17 protein-coding genes are annotated in these 19,724 nt (G+C 34.7%); 1 reads left to right on the forward strand and 16 read right to left on the reverse strand.

Translation table 11 applies throughout. The annotated features are described in order from the left end of the window. Window positions 1–2,610 (forward strand): YfhO family protein, encoded by a 2,610-nt coding sequence (locus KA858_RS05750; protein WP_210135216.1) that lies wholly within the window; start codon window positions 1–3, stop codon window positions 2,608–2,610. Between the two features lie 159 nt (window positions 2,611–2,769). Here the strand turns inward: KA858_RS05750 and rplS are convergent, their stop codons facing one another. The 16 genes from rplS to KA858_RS12820 all read right to left on the reverse strand — a co-directional run bounded on the left by rplS (window position 2,770) and on the right by KA858_RS12820 (window position 19,515). Then, window positions 2,770–3,120: a 50S ribosomal protein L19 gene (gene rplS, locus KA858_RS05755; protein ID WP_002448843.1), complete on the reverse strand. Its 351-nt coding sequence runs from the start codon at window positions 3,118–3,120 to the stop codon at window positions 2,770–2,772. A 104-nt stretch (window positions 3,121–3,224) separates the two neighbouring features. Next, window positions 3,225–3,962, reverse strand: a complete 738-nt coding sequence (gene trmD, locus KA858_RS05760; RefSeq protein ID WP_107630040.1) for a tRNA (guanosine(37)-N1)-methyltransferase TrmD — start codon at window positions 3,960–3,962, stop codon at window positions 3,225–3,227. Then, entirely contained in the window at window positions 3,962–4,465 is a 504-nt protein-coding gene (gene rimM, locus KA858_RS05765; RefSeq protein ID WP_070855509.1) for a ribosome maturation factor RimM, read from the reverse strand. The genes trmD and rimM overlap by 1 nt, the downstream gene beginning before the upstream one ends. Before the next feature lie 119 nt (window positions 4,466–4,584). After that, complete coding sequence (rpsP, locus tag KA858_RS05770) at window positions 4,585–4,860, reverse strand: 30S ribosomal protein S16 (protein WP_011275962.1); 276 nt, start codon at window positions 4,858–4,860, stop codon at window positions 4,585–4,587. 391 nt (window positions 4,861–5,251) lie between these two features. Beyond that, window positions 5,252–6,622 carry a signal recognition particle protein gene (ffh, locus tag KA858_RS05775; protein WP_053029262.1) on the reverse strand — a complete coding sequence of 457 codons (1,371 nt, stop codon included), beginning with the start codon at window positions 6,620–6,622 and terminating at the stop codon, window positions 5,252–5,254. Window positions 6,623–6,649: 27 nt separating this feature from the next. Then, the gene (locus tag KA858_RS05780; protein ID WP_053029260.1) at window positions 6,650–6,982 is read right to left on the reverse strand and encodes a putative DNA-binding protein; all 333 of its coding nucleotides are present in this window, start codon (window positions 6,980–6,982) and stop codon (window positions 6,650–6,652) included. Then, window positions 6,969–8,195: a signal recognition particle-docking protein FtsY gene (ftsY, locus tag KA858_RS05785; RefSeq protein WP_107629834.1), complete on the reverse strand. Its 1,227-nt coding sequence runs from the start codon at window positions 8,193–8,195 to the stop codon at window positions 6,969–6,971. The genes KA858_RS05780 and ftsY overlap by 14 nt, the downstream gene beginning before the upstream one ends. Beyond that, the gene (gene smc, locus KA858_RS05790) at window positions 8,192–11,761 is read right to left on the reverse strand and encodes a chromosome segregation protein SMC (protein ID WP_210135217.1); all 3,570 of its coding nucleotides are present in this window, start codon (window positions 11,759–11,761) and stop codon (window positions 8,192–8,194) included. Before smc ends, ftsY begins: the two co-directional genes overlap by 4 nt. Before the next feature lie 73 nt (window positions 11,762–11,834). After that, window positions 11,835–12,587 (reverse strand): ribonuclease III, encoded by a 753-nt coding sequence (rnc, locus tag KA858_RS05795; protein WP_306431568.1) that lies wholly within the window; start codon window positions 12,585–12,587, stop codon window positions 11,835–11,837. A gap of 72 nt (window positions 12,588–12,659) precedes the next feature. Next, window positions 12,660–12,893, reverse strand: a complete 234-nt coding sequence (locus KA858_RS05800) for an acyl carrier protein (RefSeq protein WP_001830184.1) — start codon at window positions 12,891–12,893, stop codon at window positions 12,660–12,662. 177 nt (window positions 12,894–13,070) lie between these two features. Continuing rightward, window positions 13,071–13,808, reverse strand: a complete 738-nt coding sequence (gene fabG, locus KA858_RS05805; RefSeq protein WP_053029252.1) for a 3-oxoacyl-[acyl-carrier-protein] reductase — start codon at window positions 13,806–13,808, stop codon at window positions 13,071–13,073. Beyond that, window positions 13,798–14,727 carry an ACP S-malonyltransferase gene (fabD, locus tag KA858_RS05810; protein WP_210135218.1) on the reverse strand — a complete coding sequence of 310 codons (930 nt, stop codon included), beginning with the start codon at window positions 14,725–14,727 and terminating at the stop codon, window positions 13,798–13,800. The genes fabG and fabD overlap by 11 nt, the downstream gene beginning before the upstream one ends. After that, the gene (gene plsX / locus KA858_RS05815) at window positions 14,720–15,706 is read right to left on the reverse strand and encodes a phosphate acyltransferase PlsX (RefSeq protein WP_053029247.1); all 987 of its coding nucleotides are present in this window, start codon (window positions 15,704–15,706) and stop codon (window positions 14,720–14,722) included. Before plsX ends, fabD begins: the two co-directional genes overlap by 8 nt. Window position 15,707: 1 nt before the next feature. After that, window positions 15,708–16,268: a transcription factor FapR gene (gene fapR / locus KA858_RS05820; protein WP_107629838.1), complete on the reverse strand. Its 561-nt coding sequence runs from the start codon at window positions 16,266–16,268 to the stop codon at window positions 15,708–15,710. A 135-nt stretch (window positions 16,269–16,403) separates the two neighbouring features. Further along, the gene (gene recG, locus KA858_RS05825; RefSeq protein ID WP_210135219.1) at window positions 16,404–18,455 is read right to left on the reverse strand and encodes an ATP-dependent DNA helicase RecG; all 2,052 of its coding nucleotides are present in this window, start codon (window positions 18,453–18,455) and stop codon (window positions 16,404–16,406) included. Between the two features lie 244 nt (window positions 18,456–18,699). After that, window positions 18,700–19,515 carry a thermonuclease family protein gene (locus tag KA858_RS12820; RefSeq protein WP_107629840.1) on the reverse strand — a complete coding sequence of 272 codons (816 nt, stop codon included), beginning with the start codon at window positions 19,513–19,515 and terminating at the stop codon, window positions 18,700–18,702. Between the last annotated feature and the right edge of the window lie 209 nt (window positions 19,516–19,724).

Raw genomic sequence — 19,724 nt, forward strand, 5'->3', positions numbered from 1 at the left:
TTGATTAAAAAAATATGGTCGAAACCTTTATGGACATTTGGTTTTATTTTTATCATAGCTAATATCGTAACACTAACGATTTATTATCCGTTTATACGTGATTATCTTAAAGATGGTGTAGTGTTTAGTGGATCTGGCGATGGCTTTAGACAAATGATGCCATTTCAATTATATTTATATGAACATTACACACACTTAAAAGGATTTTACGATCACTCATTTGGACTGGGTGGGGATTATGTAAAAGGTTTAGCTTACTACTATTCCCTATCCCCCATCATGTGGGTCAATTTTATTTTTGTATGGATTGGCGAGCAATTATTTCATTGGCAACCGCACAATATCCGCTTTTGGCCAACAAACCAACTTATTGTAGCTTATGTCCGTACGATAATCACTTTTATTTGTGCATTTTATTATTTTAGATATTTAAGACTAAAATCTGTACCTCTATTAATAGCAACACTACTATATGGTGCATCAACAGTCGTATTATATTACAATTTCACATGGTCATTTTATGGCGACCTATTAATTGTATTACCATTATCTTTATGGGGAATGGAACGCTTTTTCCAACGTAAGAAGATAGGTTTGTTTATTTTTGCAGTAGCGATTACACTCTTTTCAAATTTCTATTTTACTTATTATCAAGCCATTGTGTTAGGTATTTATTTCATTTTGCGAGTTGTGTTTCAATATCGCTATGATATCGTATCACGCTGGCAGAAATGTTACTTATTAATTATTGGTGCTATGTTTGCGCTTTTATCAAGTATATTAGGATTTTACACTGGTGTATCATCATTCTTAACTAATGATCGTCAACAAAATTCAGAATTTAATATTTCTTTGTTTACTGATTTAACCAAAAATAATTATTACATATTTTCAAATGGTTTCTATGTCACAATTTCACTTGTCGCACTCGTGGCATTGTTAACGCCCAAATTATATAAACACTACTACTATAAAGTTTTTGCGATTATAACTTGGTTCTTACTTATTGGTTCATTATCACAATACTTTGATAGTGCTTTTAACGGTTTCTCTTTACCGCAACGTCGTTGGGTTTATTTCTTAGTGTTATCTACAAGTGGACTTATTGCGTTATATATTCATCACTTATCTGAAATAACTATGAAACAGTATTTAGTTGCTGCTATACCTGTATTTATTGCAGGATTGTGCCGATACATCATTGCCGATGATTTTGTGGATTGGATGCCTATAGCATTATTTATCATCATTGTATTAGGTTTATTCATTTATCGTAAATCTCTACTTAAGCAACCAATAATCATGTTATCGTTGATTGTGCTCTTTTTCGGCCAGCAAATTGTAATGACACATGATTCAAGACAAAGAACAATAGATCCATATGCAACGACAATCCATACTTTAAATGATCCATCATACTTTGATGACACAATTGCCCAAAAAATCGATACGATCAAACAGCATCAAAATGACCCATTTCATCGTATCGATTATATATCAGCATACGCACTAAATTCACCATTTATTTATCACTATAATGGTATATCGCTATATTCTAGCATTTTTGATGGCGATATATTGAAATATTATGATAAATTAATGCAAATCAATATGCCTGTGGATAAAAATAGCACATATCGATTTTTGGGAAATCGTGCGAACTTAGCTGCACTATGGAATGTTCAAGATCGTTTACGTCATCCTGAAGATCAAAATATGCCTTACGGATTTAAAAAGAAAGATACCATTTTGAATGGTAAAGATACGCTCATCCACTCCGAAAATACGATTGACTACCCAGCAGCTCATGTGACGAATCGAATTTATAATTCTAATGACTTAAAGTCACCATTAGATCGTGAGCAAGCAATGTTAAAAGGCATCGTGTTAAATGGTCAGCCAGAGAAAGCGAATACTTCATTTAAATCAAATCAAAACTTGTTAGACAAAGCGAACATGTCGACAAATGATTCAACATGGCACAATCACAACCATCTTACTGTGCATAAAGATAATGGAGGTGTTACGTTATCTTTACCTAAATCAGTCGCTAATCAATATAAAGATATGTATGTGGAAATGGATGTCGAATTGCTGTCGCCTGACAAAGCGCATTCAGTCGGTGTTAACGAATATTCACAAAGCCGAAATAAACTAAGTTATAAATATCGACGTTTTGTCACTCCTATTACAATGCGCGTAAAAGCATCTAATAAACTTAATATTCAACTATCTAAAGGTAATTATCGTTTATCTGTTAAAGGCATCTATGGTGAAGATTACAGTACTTTACAAAAAGCATCTAAAGACGTTACACCTGTGAAGGTTAAAAACATGAGAAATGGTTATATTGTTTATAAACCCAAAAATGCATCAGGCTATGTTGTCCTACCAACTGTATATGCAAAAGGCATGCATGCACACGTCGACGGTAAAGATGTACCTGTACAACAAGCAAATGGTATTATGACGGCAATACCGGTAAATAAAGGTGATAAGGTGATTAAAGTCTCTTATACTCCGCCGCATTTCTATCTACTTACCATTTTAAGTATCATCGGCGTTATAGGTAGCGTACTATTTAGCTTATGGGTAAAAAGAAAACAATAAACTGAAATAAACAACTACGTCTAAGGTCAGACTTCAAAATTTTAAATACAATAAATAAAAGCTTCCAATCTCAACTTGAAAAGAAGATGTTTGGAAGCTTTGTTAGTAAGACAAACGTTGTAACTAACCTTTATCTTATTCATATACTCAATTTGCTGATTAACGAATTTCTTGGATTCTAGCAGCTTTACCACGTAAACTACGTAAGTAGTATAATTTAGCACGACGTACTTTACCACGACGTTTAACTTCGATTTTTTCAATTTTTGGAGTGTGTAATGGGAATGTACGTTCCACACCTACACCTGAAGAAATTTTACGAACTGTGAAAGTTTCAGAAATTCCTCCACCACGGCGTTTGATTACAACACCTTCGAAAACTTGGATACGTTCACGTGAACCCTCAACGATACGTACGTGTACACGTAAAGTGTCACCAGTACGGAATGTTGGTAAGTCTGTACGTAATTGTGATTTAGTAACTGCTTCGATTAACTTATGATTACTCATTGATATACTCTCCTTCAACCTATGTTCTTGCCTAGACATTCATATAGCAGCGGACCATAGTGATATTTAGTGTCTTTTCACACTTGATATATATTAGCATAATACTACTTGTTTTTCAATTGCTTTTTATAGCTTTCTATTATTTTTTTATCTTCTTCTGTTAGAGGATAATGATCAAGTAAGTCCGGTCGCTTATTAAACGTCCGAATTAATTTTTGTTCATGTCGCCATTGTTCGATATTTGCATGATTACCTGACAACAATACATCTGGAACAGTCATATCCTCAAATACTCTAGGGCGTGTATATTGTGGAAACTCTAAAAGTCCATCTGAAAAAGAATCATCTTGGTGTGACTGTTGATTACCTAATACGCCAGGAATTAATCGTACAATTGCATCTGTCATCGTCATAGCAGGCAATTCGCCTCCAGTTAACACATAATCTCCCATTGAAATTTCATCTGTCACAAGATGTTCTCTGATACGTTCATCATAACCTTCATAATGTCCGCAAATAAATACAATATGTTCTGCTTCACTTAGCTCTTGTGCAATACTTTGAGAGAATGGTCTACCTTGAGGACACATTAAAATCACACGCGTCTGTTCAGTGCGTTGCAAGTCTTTCATAGCATTGAAAACCGGCTCTGGCTTTAATACCATACCTTGCCCACCACCAAATGGATAATCATCTACTTGATTATGTTTATTGATAGCGTAATCTCTGAAATTAATTGTATTTACACTAATAATTTCTTTATCTTGTGCTCTTTTTAAAATGGAGTGATTGAGTACGCCATCAAACATCTCTGGAAATAAAGTTAAATAGTCAATTTTCATTAGTCTAACAACCCTTCCATAGGTGTTATGTGGATTGTTTTATTTTCAATGTCAATGGCCTTAACAACATCAGCTATATAAGGAATTAGGTATTCTTTATCACCTTTAACGACCCAAACATCATTTGCTCCAGTTTCAAAAATATTGATGACTCGCCCAATAGGCGTCTCTTCATCATCAAACACGGTGCATCCTATAATATCTGAATAGTAAAACTCATTCTCTGCTAATTCAATATCTTCGTGATCGCGTTCCTGATATAAGAAGTCACCCTTATACTGTTCAACTTCATTAATGTTATTAATGTCTTTAAATTTAAGCATATGAAATCCTTTGTGTACACGATACGATGTGACAGTTAATTGAATTTCATTGTTATTATGTTTTACTGTTAATACTTCACCAGGTTGAAAACGCGTTTCTGTAAAGTCAGAATTCGATTTGACTTTGACTTCACCTTTAATACCGTGAGTGTTTACAATTTGACCCACTTCAACTTGCATAGTCGCACCTCTCTTAATACATTAATTTATTTCTTTCATATTAACATGAATATTTCAGTATTGAAAAAGACGCCACGAAATGGCGCCTTAAGAAACTTTATATTAAAGTTTAAGCTAAATTATTTAGCGTGTTTTTGTTCATCAAAAGTTTTTAAAATACCTTGTTTAGATAAGATATTATGAACTGTATCAGTTGGTTTAGCACCGTCTTTCAACCATTTTAATGCTAATTCTTCGTCAATTTTAACTTCTGGAGCATTAACACTAGCTGGGTTGTAAGTACCGATTTGTTCGATAATACGACCATCACGTGGTGAACGTGCGTCTGCAACTACGATACGATAGAATGGATTTCTTTTTGAACCTAAACGAGTTAAACGAATTTTAACTGCCATATATAAAACTCTCCTTTAAATCTTTTACTTTTTATTTTCTACAAGAAATAATATTAACAGTAACTTGATCGTTTGTAAAGACTTTTTTCTTTACTAAATCTAGGTTTATAAAATAAACCGTAGATTTGGTTATGCATGAGCTTTAGCTCAGGCGAACCTTTAGATAGATTTATAAAATAAACCGTAGATTTGGTTATGGGAGTGAGATAGAATTTTAAATTCGTCCTCTCACCCCCGCACAGTTGATTAGGTGCTTGAAATATTTTATTTCAAGTCCAATCAACCACTGCGTTAAAGCTTTAGCTCAGGCGAACCTTTAGCTGGATTTATGAAATAAATCGACATAAAAATATCGAGCGCTTATCAAAAAGCGTCCGATATTTTTGAATCACTAAAATGGTAAGTTCATGCCTTTTAACATATTTTCCATTTGACTTCGTTTACCTTTTTTACCTTTACGACCAGCACCACTAAATTGTTTCATCATTTTCTTCATATCATTAAATTGCTTCATTAAGCGATTCACTTCTTGTAATGAACGACCTGAACCTTTAGCAATACGTTTTTTTCTAGAAACATTTAAGACTGCTGGATTTTCTCTTTCACTTGGTGTCATAGACTGGATAATTGCCTTAATATGGTCAATTTGTTTTTCATCCATATTAAGCTTATCCATGCCTTTCATTTTGTTCATTCCAGGAATCATTTTCATAATATCATCCAGTGGGCCAAGGTTTTTAACTTGATCCAATTGTTCAAGAAAATCATCCAATGTAAATGTTGAATTACGCATTTTTTGTTCTAAGTCTTTAGCTTTTTCTTGGTCAACATCTTGTTGTGCCTTTTCGATAAGACTTAGTACATCGCCCATACCCAGTATACGAGAAGCCATTCGCTCTGGGTGGAAGAGTTCAAGTCCATCCATCTTCTCACTCATACCAACAAACTTAATTGGCTTTTGTGTTACTGAACGAATTGATAACGCCGCACCACCACGGGTATCGCCATCTAATTTAGTCAATGTAACGCCAGTCACATCTAATTGATCATCGAATGATTGTGCAACATTAACTGCGTCTTGACCAGTCATTGCATCCACAACCAACATAATTTCATTTGGTTTAGAAATTTCTTTAACTTCTTGTAATTCATTCATCAATGCTTCATCAATATGCAAACGACCTGCTGTATCAATGATTACAAAATCTAAATGTTCTTCTTTAGCGTGCTTTAATGCGTTTTCCACGATTTGTTGTGGTTTGACTTGATCACCTTCACTATACACAGGAACATCAAGTTGTTTACCTACAGTTTGTAATTGATTAATTGCAGCTGGACGATAAATATCTGCAGCTACTAACATAGGTTTTTTATTGTATTTTTTACGCATTAATAATGCTAATTTACCGGCAGTAGTCGTTTTACCTGCACCTTGTAAACCAACCATCATCACAACAGTTGGTGGCTTGTTCGCCATTTTAATCGTTGCGTTTTCGCCACCCATTAATTGTGTTAATTCGTCTTGTACAATTTTAATGACTTGTTGACCAGGTGTTAATGATTGCATTACATCTGATCCTAAGGCACGTTCTGACACAGTTTTCACAAATTCTTTAACTACTTTAAAGTTTACATCGGCTTCTAATAATGCTAATCGTACTTCTCTCATCATAGCTTTAATATCAGCTTCTGTGACTTTACCCTTACCACGCATTCTTTGCATCGTAGCTTGTAAGCGATCGGATAATCCTTCAAATGCCATACCAAATGCCCTCCTTTATATATCTGTTTATTCTAATTCTTCTAATTGATTAATATATTGTTCTAACGCTGTAGCATCATTTAAAGATTGTTTCATTGCTTCATAAATGTTACGACGTTGTTCGAATTTTTCATATAAATTCAACTTAGATTCATAATCTTCAACTAAATCGCCAGTTCTTCTTATATTATCATAAACTGCTTGTCTACTCACATCAAATGTCTCTGCAATTTCACTTAATGAATAGTCCTTTAAATAGAATAGCTCTAAATAATTTCTTTGCTTATCAGTTAATAACGTTTGATAGAAATCAAACAAATAATTCATTCGTAATGTTTTAACTAAATCATTTTTCCCCATGTGGATGATCCTCGTTATTAAAATCTAATTCAGCAACTTCATCTGGAATATCTTCATTTTGTTCTATCATATCTGCAAATAATCCATAAACGTAGCTTTCTGGGTTAAATGGTTGCAAGTCGTCAAGTTTTTCACCTAAGCCTACATATTTAACTGGGATATGAAGTTCATTTCTAATTGCAAGCACAATACCACCTTTAGCCGTACCATCCAATTTAGTTAATACGATACCTGATACGTTTGTAACTTCTTTAAATGAACGTGCTTGAGATAAGGCGTTTTGACCTGTTGTTGCATCTAAACACAATAAAGCTTCATGAGGTGCATCTGGTACAGCTCTGCTAATAACACGTTTCATTTTATCTAATTCTTGCATTAAGTTTGATTTATTTTGTAAACGTCCTGCAGTATCACAAATTAAAATATCAACACCTTTATTTTTTGCCGCATTGATTGCATCATAAACAACTGCTGCAGGGTCAGATCCCTCACTTTGGCGTATAACTTCAACACCTACACGGTCACCCCACACTTGTAATTGATCAATAGCACCAGCTCTGAATGTATCTCCAGCTGCAAGCATTACTTTTTTGCCTTCCATTTTATATCTATGTGCAAGTTTACCAATAGTAGTTGTTTTACCTACGCCATTTACACCAACCATTAAAATGACGTTTAATCGGCCATCTTCAAGATTCATAGCTTCAGATTGATCGTCTTCTTGATGGTATATTTCAACAATCTTTTCGACAATGACTTCACGTAAATCTTCCGTTTCCTTAATATTACGACGTTGCGCCTCCGTACGTAATTCTTCTGTTAATTGCATCACTGTGTTGAAACCAACGTCGGCAGTAATTAACATTTCTTCAAGTGCTTCGAAGAAATCTTCATCAACCGTTCTATAACGTGCAATTAAATTATTAAGTTGTTCTTGGAAGTTCTGACGTGATTTTTCAAGACCTGCTTTAAACTTAGCACCCATTTTTTGTGCTTCAATTTCTTCAAAATCTTCAATCGAGATTAAACCATCATCATCAAAATCTGCTTCACTTAACTTACGTGGTTTCTTCTTAGGTGCCGGTTGTGATACTTCTTCATTATCATCACGTGGTGCGCTACTCTGCTCACTTTCATCTTGTGATAATTCTTGTTCTATATCTTCCGTTGATTTCGTAGAAAATTTATCTTTTAAACGTTTAAAGAAACTCATGCTTGTTCCTCCTTCATGACCTCATCAATAGTATTTAAGTTAACACTCACTAATTTTGAAACCCCTGATTCTTGCATTGTCACACCATACAAACGATCTGAATATTCCATTGTCCCTTTGCGATGCGTAATCACAATAAATTGAGTTTGCATTGATAACTCTTTTAGAAATTGTGCGTATCGAATGACATTTGCTTCATCAAGTGCCGCTTCTACTTCATCCAGTATAACAAATGGTGCAGATCGTACTTTCAAGATAGCAAATAGCAATGCGATTGCACTTAGGGCACGTTCACCACCACTTAACAACGACAAGTGTTGTAATTTTTTGCCTGGCGGTTGAACAATAATATCGACACCAGCTGATAAATAATCATCATCTGTTAATTCTAATTTAGCATGTCCTCCACCAAATAACGACTGAAATACTGTCGTAAAATGAGATTGAACCTGTAAAAATGTCTCTTTAAAACGACCCTTCACTTCTTGATCCATCTCATTAATAATTTGCTCAAGTGTCTGTTTCGCTTCACGCAAGTCTGTGCGTTGCTCATCTAAGAAAGTATAGCGCTCATTTAACTCTTCAAATTGTTCAATCGCATTAATATTAACAGGGCCTAATTCATCGATCGACATTTTAGTTAATTTAACTTTCTTTCTTAGCGACTCAATCGGTGTTTCCGAGAAGAATTCATCTCTGGCACGTTCAACTGTCAATTGATATTCATCATTTAAATGATCAATGGCATGATGAATTAATACATCTAATTTTGATTGTTGCGCTTTGATATCCTGATAGAAACTTTCTATCGATAATAAATCTTGATGGCATTCTTGTAACTGTGCTTCATGTATTTCCACATCTTCATTGACATCTACACGTTGCTTTTTCAAATCTTTTAATTGATTAGTAATCGATTGTCGTGAATTTTCCTTAGATTTAATCTCTTGTTGTAATTTATCAAATGCTTGATCACCCATCATTTCATCAGAATTAAAGAGTTTAATCTTGTCTTCAACGTTCGTTAACTGTTGATGAATCGTTGCAATCTGTTTATCTGTACGGGTTAATGCCCCTTTTTGCGCATGTATGCGTTCTTTAATAACTGCTAAATCAGAGCGTTTTTGGTTTAATTGCTGTTGTACTTGCGTAGTCGTCTCTTTACCTTCCTTAGATAATTGCGTATAACGTTCAATGTCTGTTTCAAGTTGTTTTAACTTACCTTGAATAATAGATAAACGTGCTTGTTTTTCATTTAAAGTAACACGACTATTTTCACTTTGGTAACCGTCATTCTTTTCAAACTCAAATTCTTCATGCTCATCTTTAATATGTGCTTCTTGTGTTTTAAGACGGTCTAATGCTAACGCTTCATTATGTGATTGTTCTTTCACTTCATTATATTGTTGACTCAAATTAAAATACGTTTCACTTAATTGCTCGACGTCATCTTTTTGATTTTGCAATTGTTTTTCAAAATCTTTAGTTTGCGATTCATAATTTTTTAATTGGTCACGCATTGTAGTGAGTTCATCTTTTTGTGATAAAATGCTCTTCGTCTTACGCGCACCACCACCAGTCATAGAACCTCCAGGATTGACAATATCGCCTTCTAAAGTAACGATACGTGTTTTATATTGAATCGCTCTCGCCAGTTCATTAGCATGCTTTAGATTATCTACAATAATAGTCGTACCAATTAAATTTTTAACTACGGCTTGATATTGCGCATTCACTGTTATTGCATCAGAAGCAACATTAATATAACCTGCTGTACTTTCAGCAATTTGACGAATATGATGAGATAGCTGTCTTGATTTAATAACATTTAATGGTAAGAATGTTGCTCTACCAAGTCCTTTTTGCTTTAAGAATTGGATTGCTTGGCGACCATCTTTTTCGCTGTCAACGATGATATGTTGCAATGAAGCGCCTAATGCGGTCTCAATTGCCTGAGTCAATTCAGATGGTACAGAAATCACTTCTGCAACTGCACCATGAATACCTTGTAAGCTATCGTTTTTAGCTTTTAACACATGCTTAACGCCATTAAAGAAGTACGTATAGTCTTCCTCTTGTGTTTCCAAACTTTCAATTCGAGCTCTCATTTTATCCGTATAACGATATGCTTGATACAATTTATCTTCGTATTCAGTTTGAATTTGTTTCGCTTTTGATAATTGTTGCTCTATTCGACTTATTTGATCTTCTATATTGCTCAATTGTTTAACTGTAGCTTGATGATGTTGTTCTGTAGAAGCAATTTCGCTTTGTAACGCCTTGAGTTGATTAAATGCTTCAACTAAACGTGAATCTAAGCGTGATTTCTTCGCTTCATTTTCTTTAATGGTATGCTCTAAGAAACGAATGTCATTATTGACATCTGATTGTTCAGACATTAATTCATAGTATTCATTTTTAATAGATTCGAGTTTTTCATCATGTTGTTCATCAGAAACGTAAAGTTGTGATTCTAGTTCGTGAATATCATTATTTAACGTTTTCTGTTTTTCTTTTAACGTCTCAATTTGTTGCGTAATCTCATTTTTTTCATCTTGAGCGTTCTTTAATTCGTGATTTAAATTATCTAATTCTTCTTCAAAGCGCGCATTCGTTTCTGATTGATTACGTTTTCTTTCTTCTAAGACATTTAATTGACCTGTAAACTTCTCATATGCTTCTGTAGCTTTAATCAAATCATAATTCAATTGTTCAATGTCATTATCAATATGTTGACGTTGAGACTTTTGTTTTTGAATATATTGATTTATTTGTGCTTGTTTCGCCTCTTTATCTGCTTGTTGGCTTTTTAGTTCATTAAGTTTGACGTCTAATTCACGATTATCTTCCGAATACTGATCGATATCATGTACAGTAACAATGACATCGCTTTGTTTCATTTCTTCAGAGAGTTTCAAATATTCTTTTGCGCTAGACGCTTCTGCTTTTAATGGTTCTACGCGCCCTTCCAAGTCATATAAGATATCTTCAACTCGTGTAAGATTGTCTTCTGTTTGGTCTAATTTTTGTAGTGATTCAGCTTTTCGTTTTTTGTATTTTAATACGCCAGCAGATTCTTCAAGAATTTGACGTCGATCAATTGGTTTAGCGTTTAAAATTTCATCAACTCTACCTTGAGATATAATGCTAAATGCTTCTTTTCCCAAACCAGAATCCAAAAACAATTCAGTAATATCTCTTAAGCGTGCTTTATCATTATTAAGATAGTATTCACTCTCACCACTGCGGTACAAGCGACGCGTCACGACAATATCATCTGAATCAACTTGTAATTTTCTGGCTTTATTATCAAGTTTCAATTGTACTTCTGCATAATTCTGAGCATTTCGATGTTCAGCTCCTGAAAAGATAATATCTTCCATTTTAGAGCCACGTAATGATTTTGCGGACTGTTCACCTAATACCCATTTGATAGCATCGGTAATGTTACTCTTTCCGCTACCATTAGGCCCAACTATTGCTGTCACACCTTTATCAAATTGGACATCTGTGTGATCTGCAAATGATTTAAAACCTATGGCATCAATTGATTTTAAATACACCATACTATTCTCCTTGCTAATCATTCCACTCATTCTAGTTGAGGGGAGGACAATATTTTAAAGATGATTGGTCATCTTAAACACTGCTATTATTCTTAAGTTCTGAGTAAGCACGCTCTGCTGCTTTTTGTTCAGATTCTTTTTTAGTTTTACCTTGACCTGTTGCAACTGCATTATTTTCCAAAATAACTTCCGATGTAAATAAACGATGATGCGCTGGGCCTTCTTCCTTAATTAATCGATAAGTTACATCTCCACGATTTTGACTGTGAACATACTCTTGAAATTGTGTTTTAAAGTCGACAACACCAACTAATTCATCATCCTCTACATATGGGAAAATCACTTTCTCAGCAAATTGCCATACGACATCTAATCCTTGATCGAGATATAAAGCCCCAACAAAGGCTTCAAATGCGTCAGACACAAGTGAAGGGCGTGTTCTTCCACCCGTTTTTTCTTCACCTTTACCTAATAGGATGAGTTGATTTAACTCGATTTTATTAGCAAATATTACAAGTGAGGGCTCACATACAATTGTTGCACGCATTTTTGTTAAGTTACCTTCAGGAAGATCTGGATGTTTATCAAAAAGGTAGCGTGATACCGTCAATTCTAATACCGCATCGCCTAAAAATTCGAGTCGCTCATTATGCGCTAAACGATCCATATTAAAGTCATTGATAAAACTTGAATGAGAAAATGCTTGTTGATATAACTCGATATTTGAATATGTAAATCCTAATTCATTCATTTTCTTCGCAAACTGTTGTTGAAAATCATTAACCATTTCTATTTTTTTTGGATTAGTCACATTAGAACCTCCCATATATTTATGCTTTGTTTGATTCTTAAGAAAAAAAATCTGAGCCATCTTGTAGACGACTCAGATGTAAGTTTTTTATTTTTCAAGACTATTGATGTATTTAACTGCATCACCAACAGTGTTGATTTTTTCAGCTTCTTCATCAGGAATTTCAGTACCAAATTCGTCTTCTAATTCCATCACTAATTCAGCGATATCAAGTGAGTCAGCGCCTAAATCATCTTTGAAAGATGCGTCTTCAGTTACTTTGTCAGCATCTACACCTAAACGGTCAACGATGATATCTTTTACTTTATCGAAGTTTTCCACGTCGATTCACCTCCTTTGAAAGTGTCTATCCATAGACTATTATATTTTCCCATTTTAATGGGTAAAATACAAGCATTTCTTAAATACTCATTATAAATAGTATTTTGTTTAACAAAGCAATTTCTCATCAAAGTGTTATCGAAATAAAACTTATTTCAACTAACCAACTTTAGATGATTACATGTACATACCACCATTAACATGAATGGTTTGGCCAGTAATGTATTTTGCTCTATCAGATGCTAAAAATGCAACTGTATTCGCTATATCTGTATCTTGACCAAATCGAGATAATGGAATTTGTTCTAACATTTGTGCTTTTAATTCATCACTAAGTGCATCTGTCATATCTGAAACGATAAATCCTGGTGCTACAGCATTTACAGTAATACCACGTGATGCAAGTTCACGTGCACTTGATTTAGTTAGTCCTTCTATACCTGCTTTCGTAGCGACATAGTTTGCTTGACCTGGATTACCCATTGCACCAACTATACTTGATAAGTTAATAATTGCACCACCACGTTGACGAAGCATTTGTGGCGTCGCTTTTTGAATGCAATTGAAAGTGCCTTTTAAGTTTGTATTAATTACATCATCCCATTCATGCTCTTTCATACGCATTAACAAATTATCACGCGTGATACCAGCATTATTTACAAGGACATCTAATGAACCAAATTGACTAACGACTTCTTTAATCATCGCTTTAACTTCGTCGCCTTCAGCTACATTAGCTTGAATTGCAAAACTTTCAACGCCTTTTGCTTTAATTTCAGACACAACCGCTTCAGCCTTTTCTTTATTACCAGCATAGTTAACAGCTACATTGAAACCATCTTCAGCTAATTGTAATGCGATACTACGACCTATACCTCTTGAAGCACCAGTTACTAATGCATTTTTATTCGTCATGATTATTCCAACCTTTCACATCTTCTAATGTTTGAATTGATGTTAATTTAACATCACGATTGATTTTCTTAATTAAACCAGATAACACTTTGCCTGGACCAATTTCTATAAAATGATCGGCGCCTTGCTCAATTAACCATTCTGCAGAATTGATAAATTCAACTGGTGAATATAACTGCTTAATCATATTTTGCTTAATAGTTGTTGCGTCCGTTTCACCTTGCGCATTCACATTTTGCACAATAGGAAATGCTGCATCATGCCACTCAAATCGATTAATATACGACTCGAAGTCTTTTTCAATCACTTGCATCATTGACGAATGGAATGGGCCAGAAACTGCTAAAGGCAAGACACGTTTAGCGCCTAATGATTTACCTTCTTCAACTAATTTATCAATGAGTGATTTATGACCTGACACTACAATTTGTCCAGGGCAGTTAATATTCGCAGGTTCAATCAGTTCTTCAGATGTTGATAAATCTTTGCAAATTTTATCTACTTCTTCATAGCTTAAACCTAATACAGCTGCCATACTACCTACACCATTTGGAAAAGCTTGAGCCATGAGTTGACCACGTTTACGAACAATCTTAACTGCATCCTCAAACTTTAATACGCCTGCAGCGACTAAACTAGAGTATTCACCTAGACTATGTCCCATCGTGTAGTCAGCATTAATAGAATTTAAGGCACGATATAAGGCGATGCTATGTGTTAATAAAGCTGGTTGTGTATGTTCAGTTTCGCCTAATTTGTTGTCACTATCCGTAAACATTGTTCCTAATAAATCGAAATCTACGGCTTCTTGTGCTATATTTAGAATCTCTGTTGCTTTTGTATCTTCATTATATAAATCGCGAGCCATACCTACTTTTTGTGCACCTTGACCCGGGAAAATAATTGCTACTTTACTCATCCTTTTCACCTACCGTCTCTCTCATAATTTCGACAATTTTCTCATCACCGGCAATTTTAGCTTGTCGGATTGCAGAATAAAACGCGCGAGCATTAGAACCACCATGTGCTTTAACAACTGTACCATCTAGACCTAATAATACCGAACCACCGTATTCTGCATAATCCATTTTTTTAGTAAATGTGTCTAAGTCCTTTTTTAACACTAATGCAGCAAGTTTGTTTTTTAAACTTCCTAAAAATGTCTCTTTCAACATTTTACCAATGGATTTTGCAGTACCTTCGATATTTTTTAGCACCATATTTCCAGTGTAGCCATCAGTTACAACAACGTCAGTGTTACCTTCCATTAATGTTTTAGCTTCAATGTTACCATCAAAATTAAAGCTTTGATCATCTTTTAGTAATTGATATGCTTTTTTAGTCAATGTATTACCTTTAGCTGGTTCTGTACCGATGTTTAATAATGAGACCTTAGGGTTTTGAATGCCTCGAATTTTTTTAGCGTATATATTACCAAGTTGCGCATACTGTAATAAATGTTCAGGTTTTGCATCAGCATTGGCACCAACATCTAAAAATACAAAACCTTTACCATCAATTGTTGGTAATGTTACTACAAGGGCTGGTCTGGCAACACCTTTAATACGACCGACAATAAACAATCCAGCTGACATAAGCGCGCCTGTATTCCCTGCAGAAACACATCCGTCCGCTTCGCCATTTTTCACTGCTTCAGCCATTCTGACCATTGAGCTATCTTTTTTACGTTTAATCGCTCTCACTGGTTCGTCTTCCATCTCTATTTTTTCAGAACAATGTCTAAATTCAATTCGTTCATGATTGAGTGTATATTGGTTTTTATCTCCAAATAAAATTATTTCTAAATCTTTAAAATCATTTACTGCTTTTTCAACAGCCTCTAACACGATACCAGGCGCGTCATCTCCGCCCATCATATCAATAGCAATCTTAACCATGTTATTCATCCTCGCTTATATAAAACATTTTAAACGTTCCTTTAAACACCAATGTATCTCTTACATATGAATTCACTTCAATAATATAATGCTGCGCTGTTTTATTAACAACGCGTGCTTCAGCTCTTACTGTGTCATCCAGTTTTACTTTCTCGATAAAAGCGACATTACTTTCTTGTGTTAATACGGTTGATTTATGTATTAGAGCGACACAAAGCGAATTCGCTTGAGCAAATAAAACATGACCTCGTGCAATCTGTGTCTTTGCAAAGACTGATTCTTCAGTGATTTCAATGAGTGATTGTGCAGTTATGTCTGGTTCAACTTGAATTAAATCTCCAACCACTTCATTTGCTTCAAGCGCACGAATTTGTTCATAGTTTTGCTCAGCTACTAATTTAATACGCTTACGTAGTTCTGGAATATTTAGATTTGTTCTATCTAAACGTATCGTTTGAATACTTACTTCAAACTGTTCACATAATTCACTATCCGTAATAAAGGGGTTTTGCTCAATTGCTTTTTGAATCGCCTCACGACGTTCTGCTTTTTTTAATTTCATATATATCCCCCTTTAAATGCGAAATTAGTACCAAGTCTTAAACATTCCTCACATATCATAACACTTTCCGTTTAATAAGCTCAACAAATATCATAGTGCTATATTTTACTTTTTAAAAATAATTACCTTTAAACACTAATCAAAACTCATATGTAGTAAATTCTGATCAATAAAATCACGTAAATGTTGATATGCTTCTGTAAAGAATTCTCCCGATTGAATCAACTCTGCCGCTTCATCTCGAGCGACTTCAAGCATTCGATAATCTTCCACAATATTCGCTACCATGAAATCCGGTAAACCACTTTGTTTAACTCCGAAGAAATCTCCGGGTCCACGCATTTCTAAATCACGTTCACTCAACTCAAAACCATCCGTTGTTTGCGTCATTATAGTCATTCGTTCTATTCCTGTTTCCGTCTTAGGTGACGCAATAAGTACGCAATAACTTTGATGTTCACTTCGTCCAACACGACCTCTTAACTGATGTAAAGTAGATAGTCCAAATCGATCTGCATCATAAATCATCATAAACGTTGCGTTCGGTACATTGACACCAACTTCTACTACAGTTGTAGAGACAAGAATGTCTATATCATGTTGACTAAAACGCGTCATAACTTCATCTTTCTCTTCAGCCGACATTTTGCCGTGTAATAAACCGACGCTCCCCTCTCCATAATAGGCTTGAAGTGAGTCGTACAACTCAACTACGTTTTGTACATCATCTAAATGTTCCGAACTTTCAATGAGCGGACAAATCACATAAGCTTGACGACCTTTTTTAAGTTCCGCTGTCATTTGAGACAGCACTTGTTCGTATTGCTCGTGTTTTGCCCAGTTCGTAATAATCGGTTTACGCCCTTTGGGTAACTGTTTAATAGATGAAACATCCATTTCACCAAATACTGAAATAGCTAGCGTTCTAGGAATCGGTGTCGCTGTCATGAAGAGAACGTTCGTCATCGCTCCTTTTTCTCTTAACAGTTGACGTTGATTGACCCCAAAACGGTGTTGTTCATCGGTAATAACCAGTCCTACATTTTGAAATGCTACATCATCTTGTATAAGCGCATGTGTACCTATTAGACAATCAATGGTGCCATTCTCTAATTGTTCTAAGAGGACTTTTCTTTTTTTACCTTTAACGGAGCCAGTTAATAATGCGACGTTCATATAGTCTCCAAATAACTCAGTTAAACTATTTGCGTGTTGCTCCGCTAGAATTTCAGTAGGAACCATTAGCGCAGACTGATATCCAGCTGTTTTTAACGCATACATACATATAGCTGCAACAACTGTCTTCCCTGAACCTACATCACCTTGCAATAATCGATGCATGCGAATCGGTGCTTTCAAATCTCTAAAGATTTCGTTCACACTCTTTTTTTGCGCATCCGTTAACTCAAAAGGTAATGTTTCTATAAACGCTTTTACCTTTTGGATGTCGTAGTTTATTTCAATGGCTTCGTCCGATGTCTTCTCTAGACGATTCAACCATTGCATTCGTATTTCAAACATGAATAATTCGGTAAAGGCATACGTCCGTCTAGCACGTAATAAGTCATGGCGATCTTTAGGATGGTGCAGTGCATGTATGGTATCAGATAAAGATTCTAATTTATACTTCTGTCTTAATTCATCTGTCAACCATTCATGTATCGTAACATCATCTAACGTTTGATAAATCATATCTCGCATTTGCTTTTGCTTAATGCCCTCTTTGATACGATACACAGGTTCTAATTTAACTTCAGATGCATCTTGAGACTGTGCATTAAAGAACATACGATTTCCGTTAATTTCTTGTTTCGCACGATTCCATTTTCCTTTAACAGTTACCGTACCATGAAGTTCAATTTTCTTTTTTAAGTATGGTTGATTAAAGAAGATACATTTAACTGCGATATTGTCCACCATTAAATGGACTGTTAACTTCGATTTATTTCTACCGAAAAAAGCAACCGTCGGCATAGAATAAACTTCTCCAACAACTGTCACTGTAGATTGATCTTCAGCCATATTTAAGTCTACAACTGTATTATCTTCATAGCGACTCGGTAAATAAAGCACCAAGTCTTCTACCGTATTAATATTAAGTTCTTGCAATAAAGCAATTCGTTTTGGTCCTAGCCCTTTAATCTTTTGAAGCGGATATGGACTTTCTATTAAATTGACTTTAGACATAACTTCTCACCTAGTATTTATAATATTAATATTTATTTTATCATGATTGAGCAGAATAATTGATTGTTAAACCTTTGATATTTAAAAAGGCGGGAGTGGGACAGAATTCTTTTTGAATTCGTCGTCCCACCCCCAGCTTGATTTAAGCGTCTTCTCAGTACAGTCAGCTACTGCGAATTTGCAAAATAGCATTATTATATTATTTATGTCCCAGCCTCACTCTAATTCACTGAACGATACATGTTTAACGTTCACATGCCCATCCATCTTTATCGCGGTCAAACTTTGTTTGATAAGCAGGATGACCCTTTTTCACACCATTTGGATATTTCTTTCTTAATAAAGTGCAATTTTTATAATTTTCTGTTGATTGCTTTTTCGTTGTCTTTGAAGTTGACGAGGTTGATGTTTTTGGTTTAGTTGATGATTTTACAGATGCTTTTGTAGATGATGTTTGACCCGTCTTAGCTTTCGTGTTCGACGTGGTTGTAGACCATATATTTAGCTTTTCAGCTTGTGCTTTGGATTGACTTACCTTTAACATTTGTTCAAATGTATTGTTCGGCGGATAGATATAAGTCACTCTAGCTAATCCTTGTCTGACAACCGCTTCATTAACCATTCTACCATCTGCATAAACGTATGCTAAATAACGACCATATTTATCTGTTCGTTGACCACGATCAAATTGAACTTGTACCGTACGCGCATTAGCCAACATTCGTGTTGTAAATTGACTAGCCTCCGGACCATATTTTTGAACAGGCTTTCGTGGATCCTTAGTTTCAGGTGTATCAATCAACAATAATCTAAAGGTTGATTTCTTACCTTTATAAAGTAATTGAACAGTGTCTCCATCTATACCTTTAACAAATTTAACTTTCTCTTTAGTAAGTGCACTACTTTGTGCATTAACTCTATTGAGTGGCATTGCTATAAGTGTAGATGATGTTGTGATTAAAACCGCCAAAGCTGTAACAGCAATTGGTTTCTTTTTAAAAAGCATTGATATAAAACATATGATACTAAGACCAATAACTACTAAAAGTATATTTCCCATGTGCATACTCCTATTGTTTAATATACATATATTTTATACTAATACACATTAAAAATACTATTAAAATTTTAATATTTTAACATTTATATTTTTTGTAAGCATTAAACACATGTAGATATGAACTATTTTAGGTTTTAAACGATATACCTATCGTTATGATAAGTATGGTTTTAAATGGGACTTCAAATTATATGAATGTGATGTTTGTT

The organism is Staphylococcus sp. GDX8P80P, assembly GCF_017893095.1.
Classification (GTDB): domain Bacteria; phylum Bacillota; class Bacilli; order Staphylococcales; family Staphylococcaceae; genus Staphylococcus; species Staphylococcus borealis.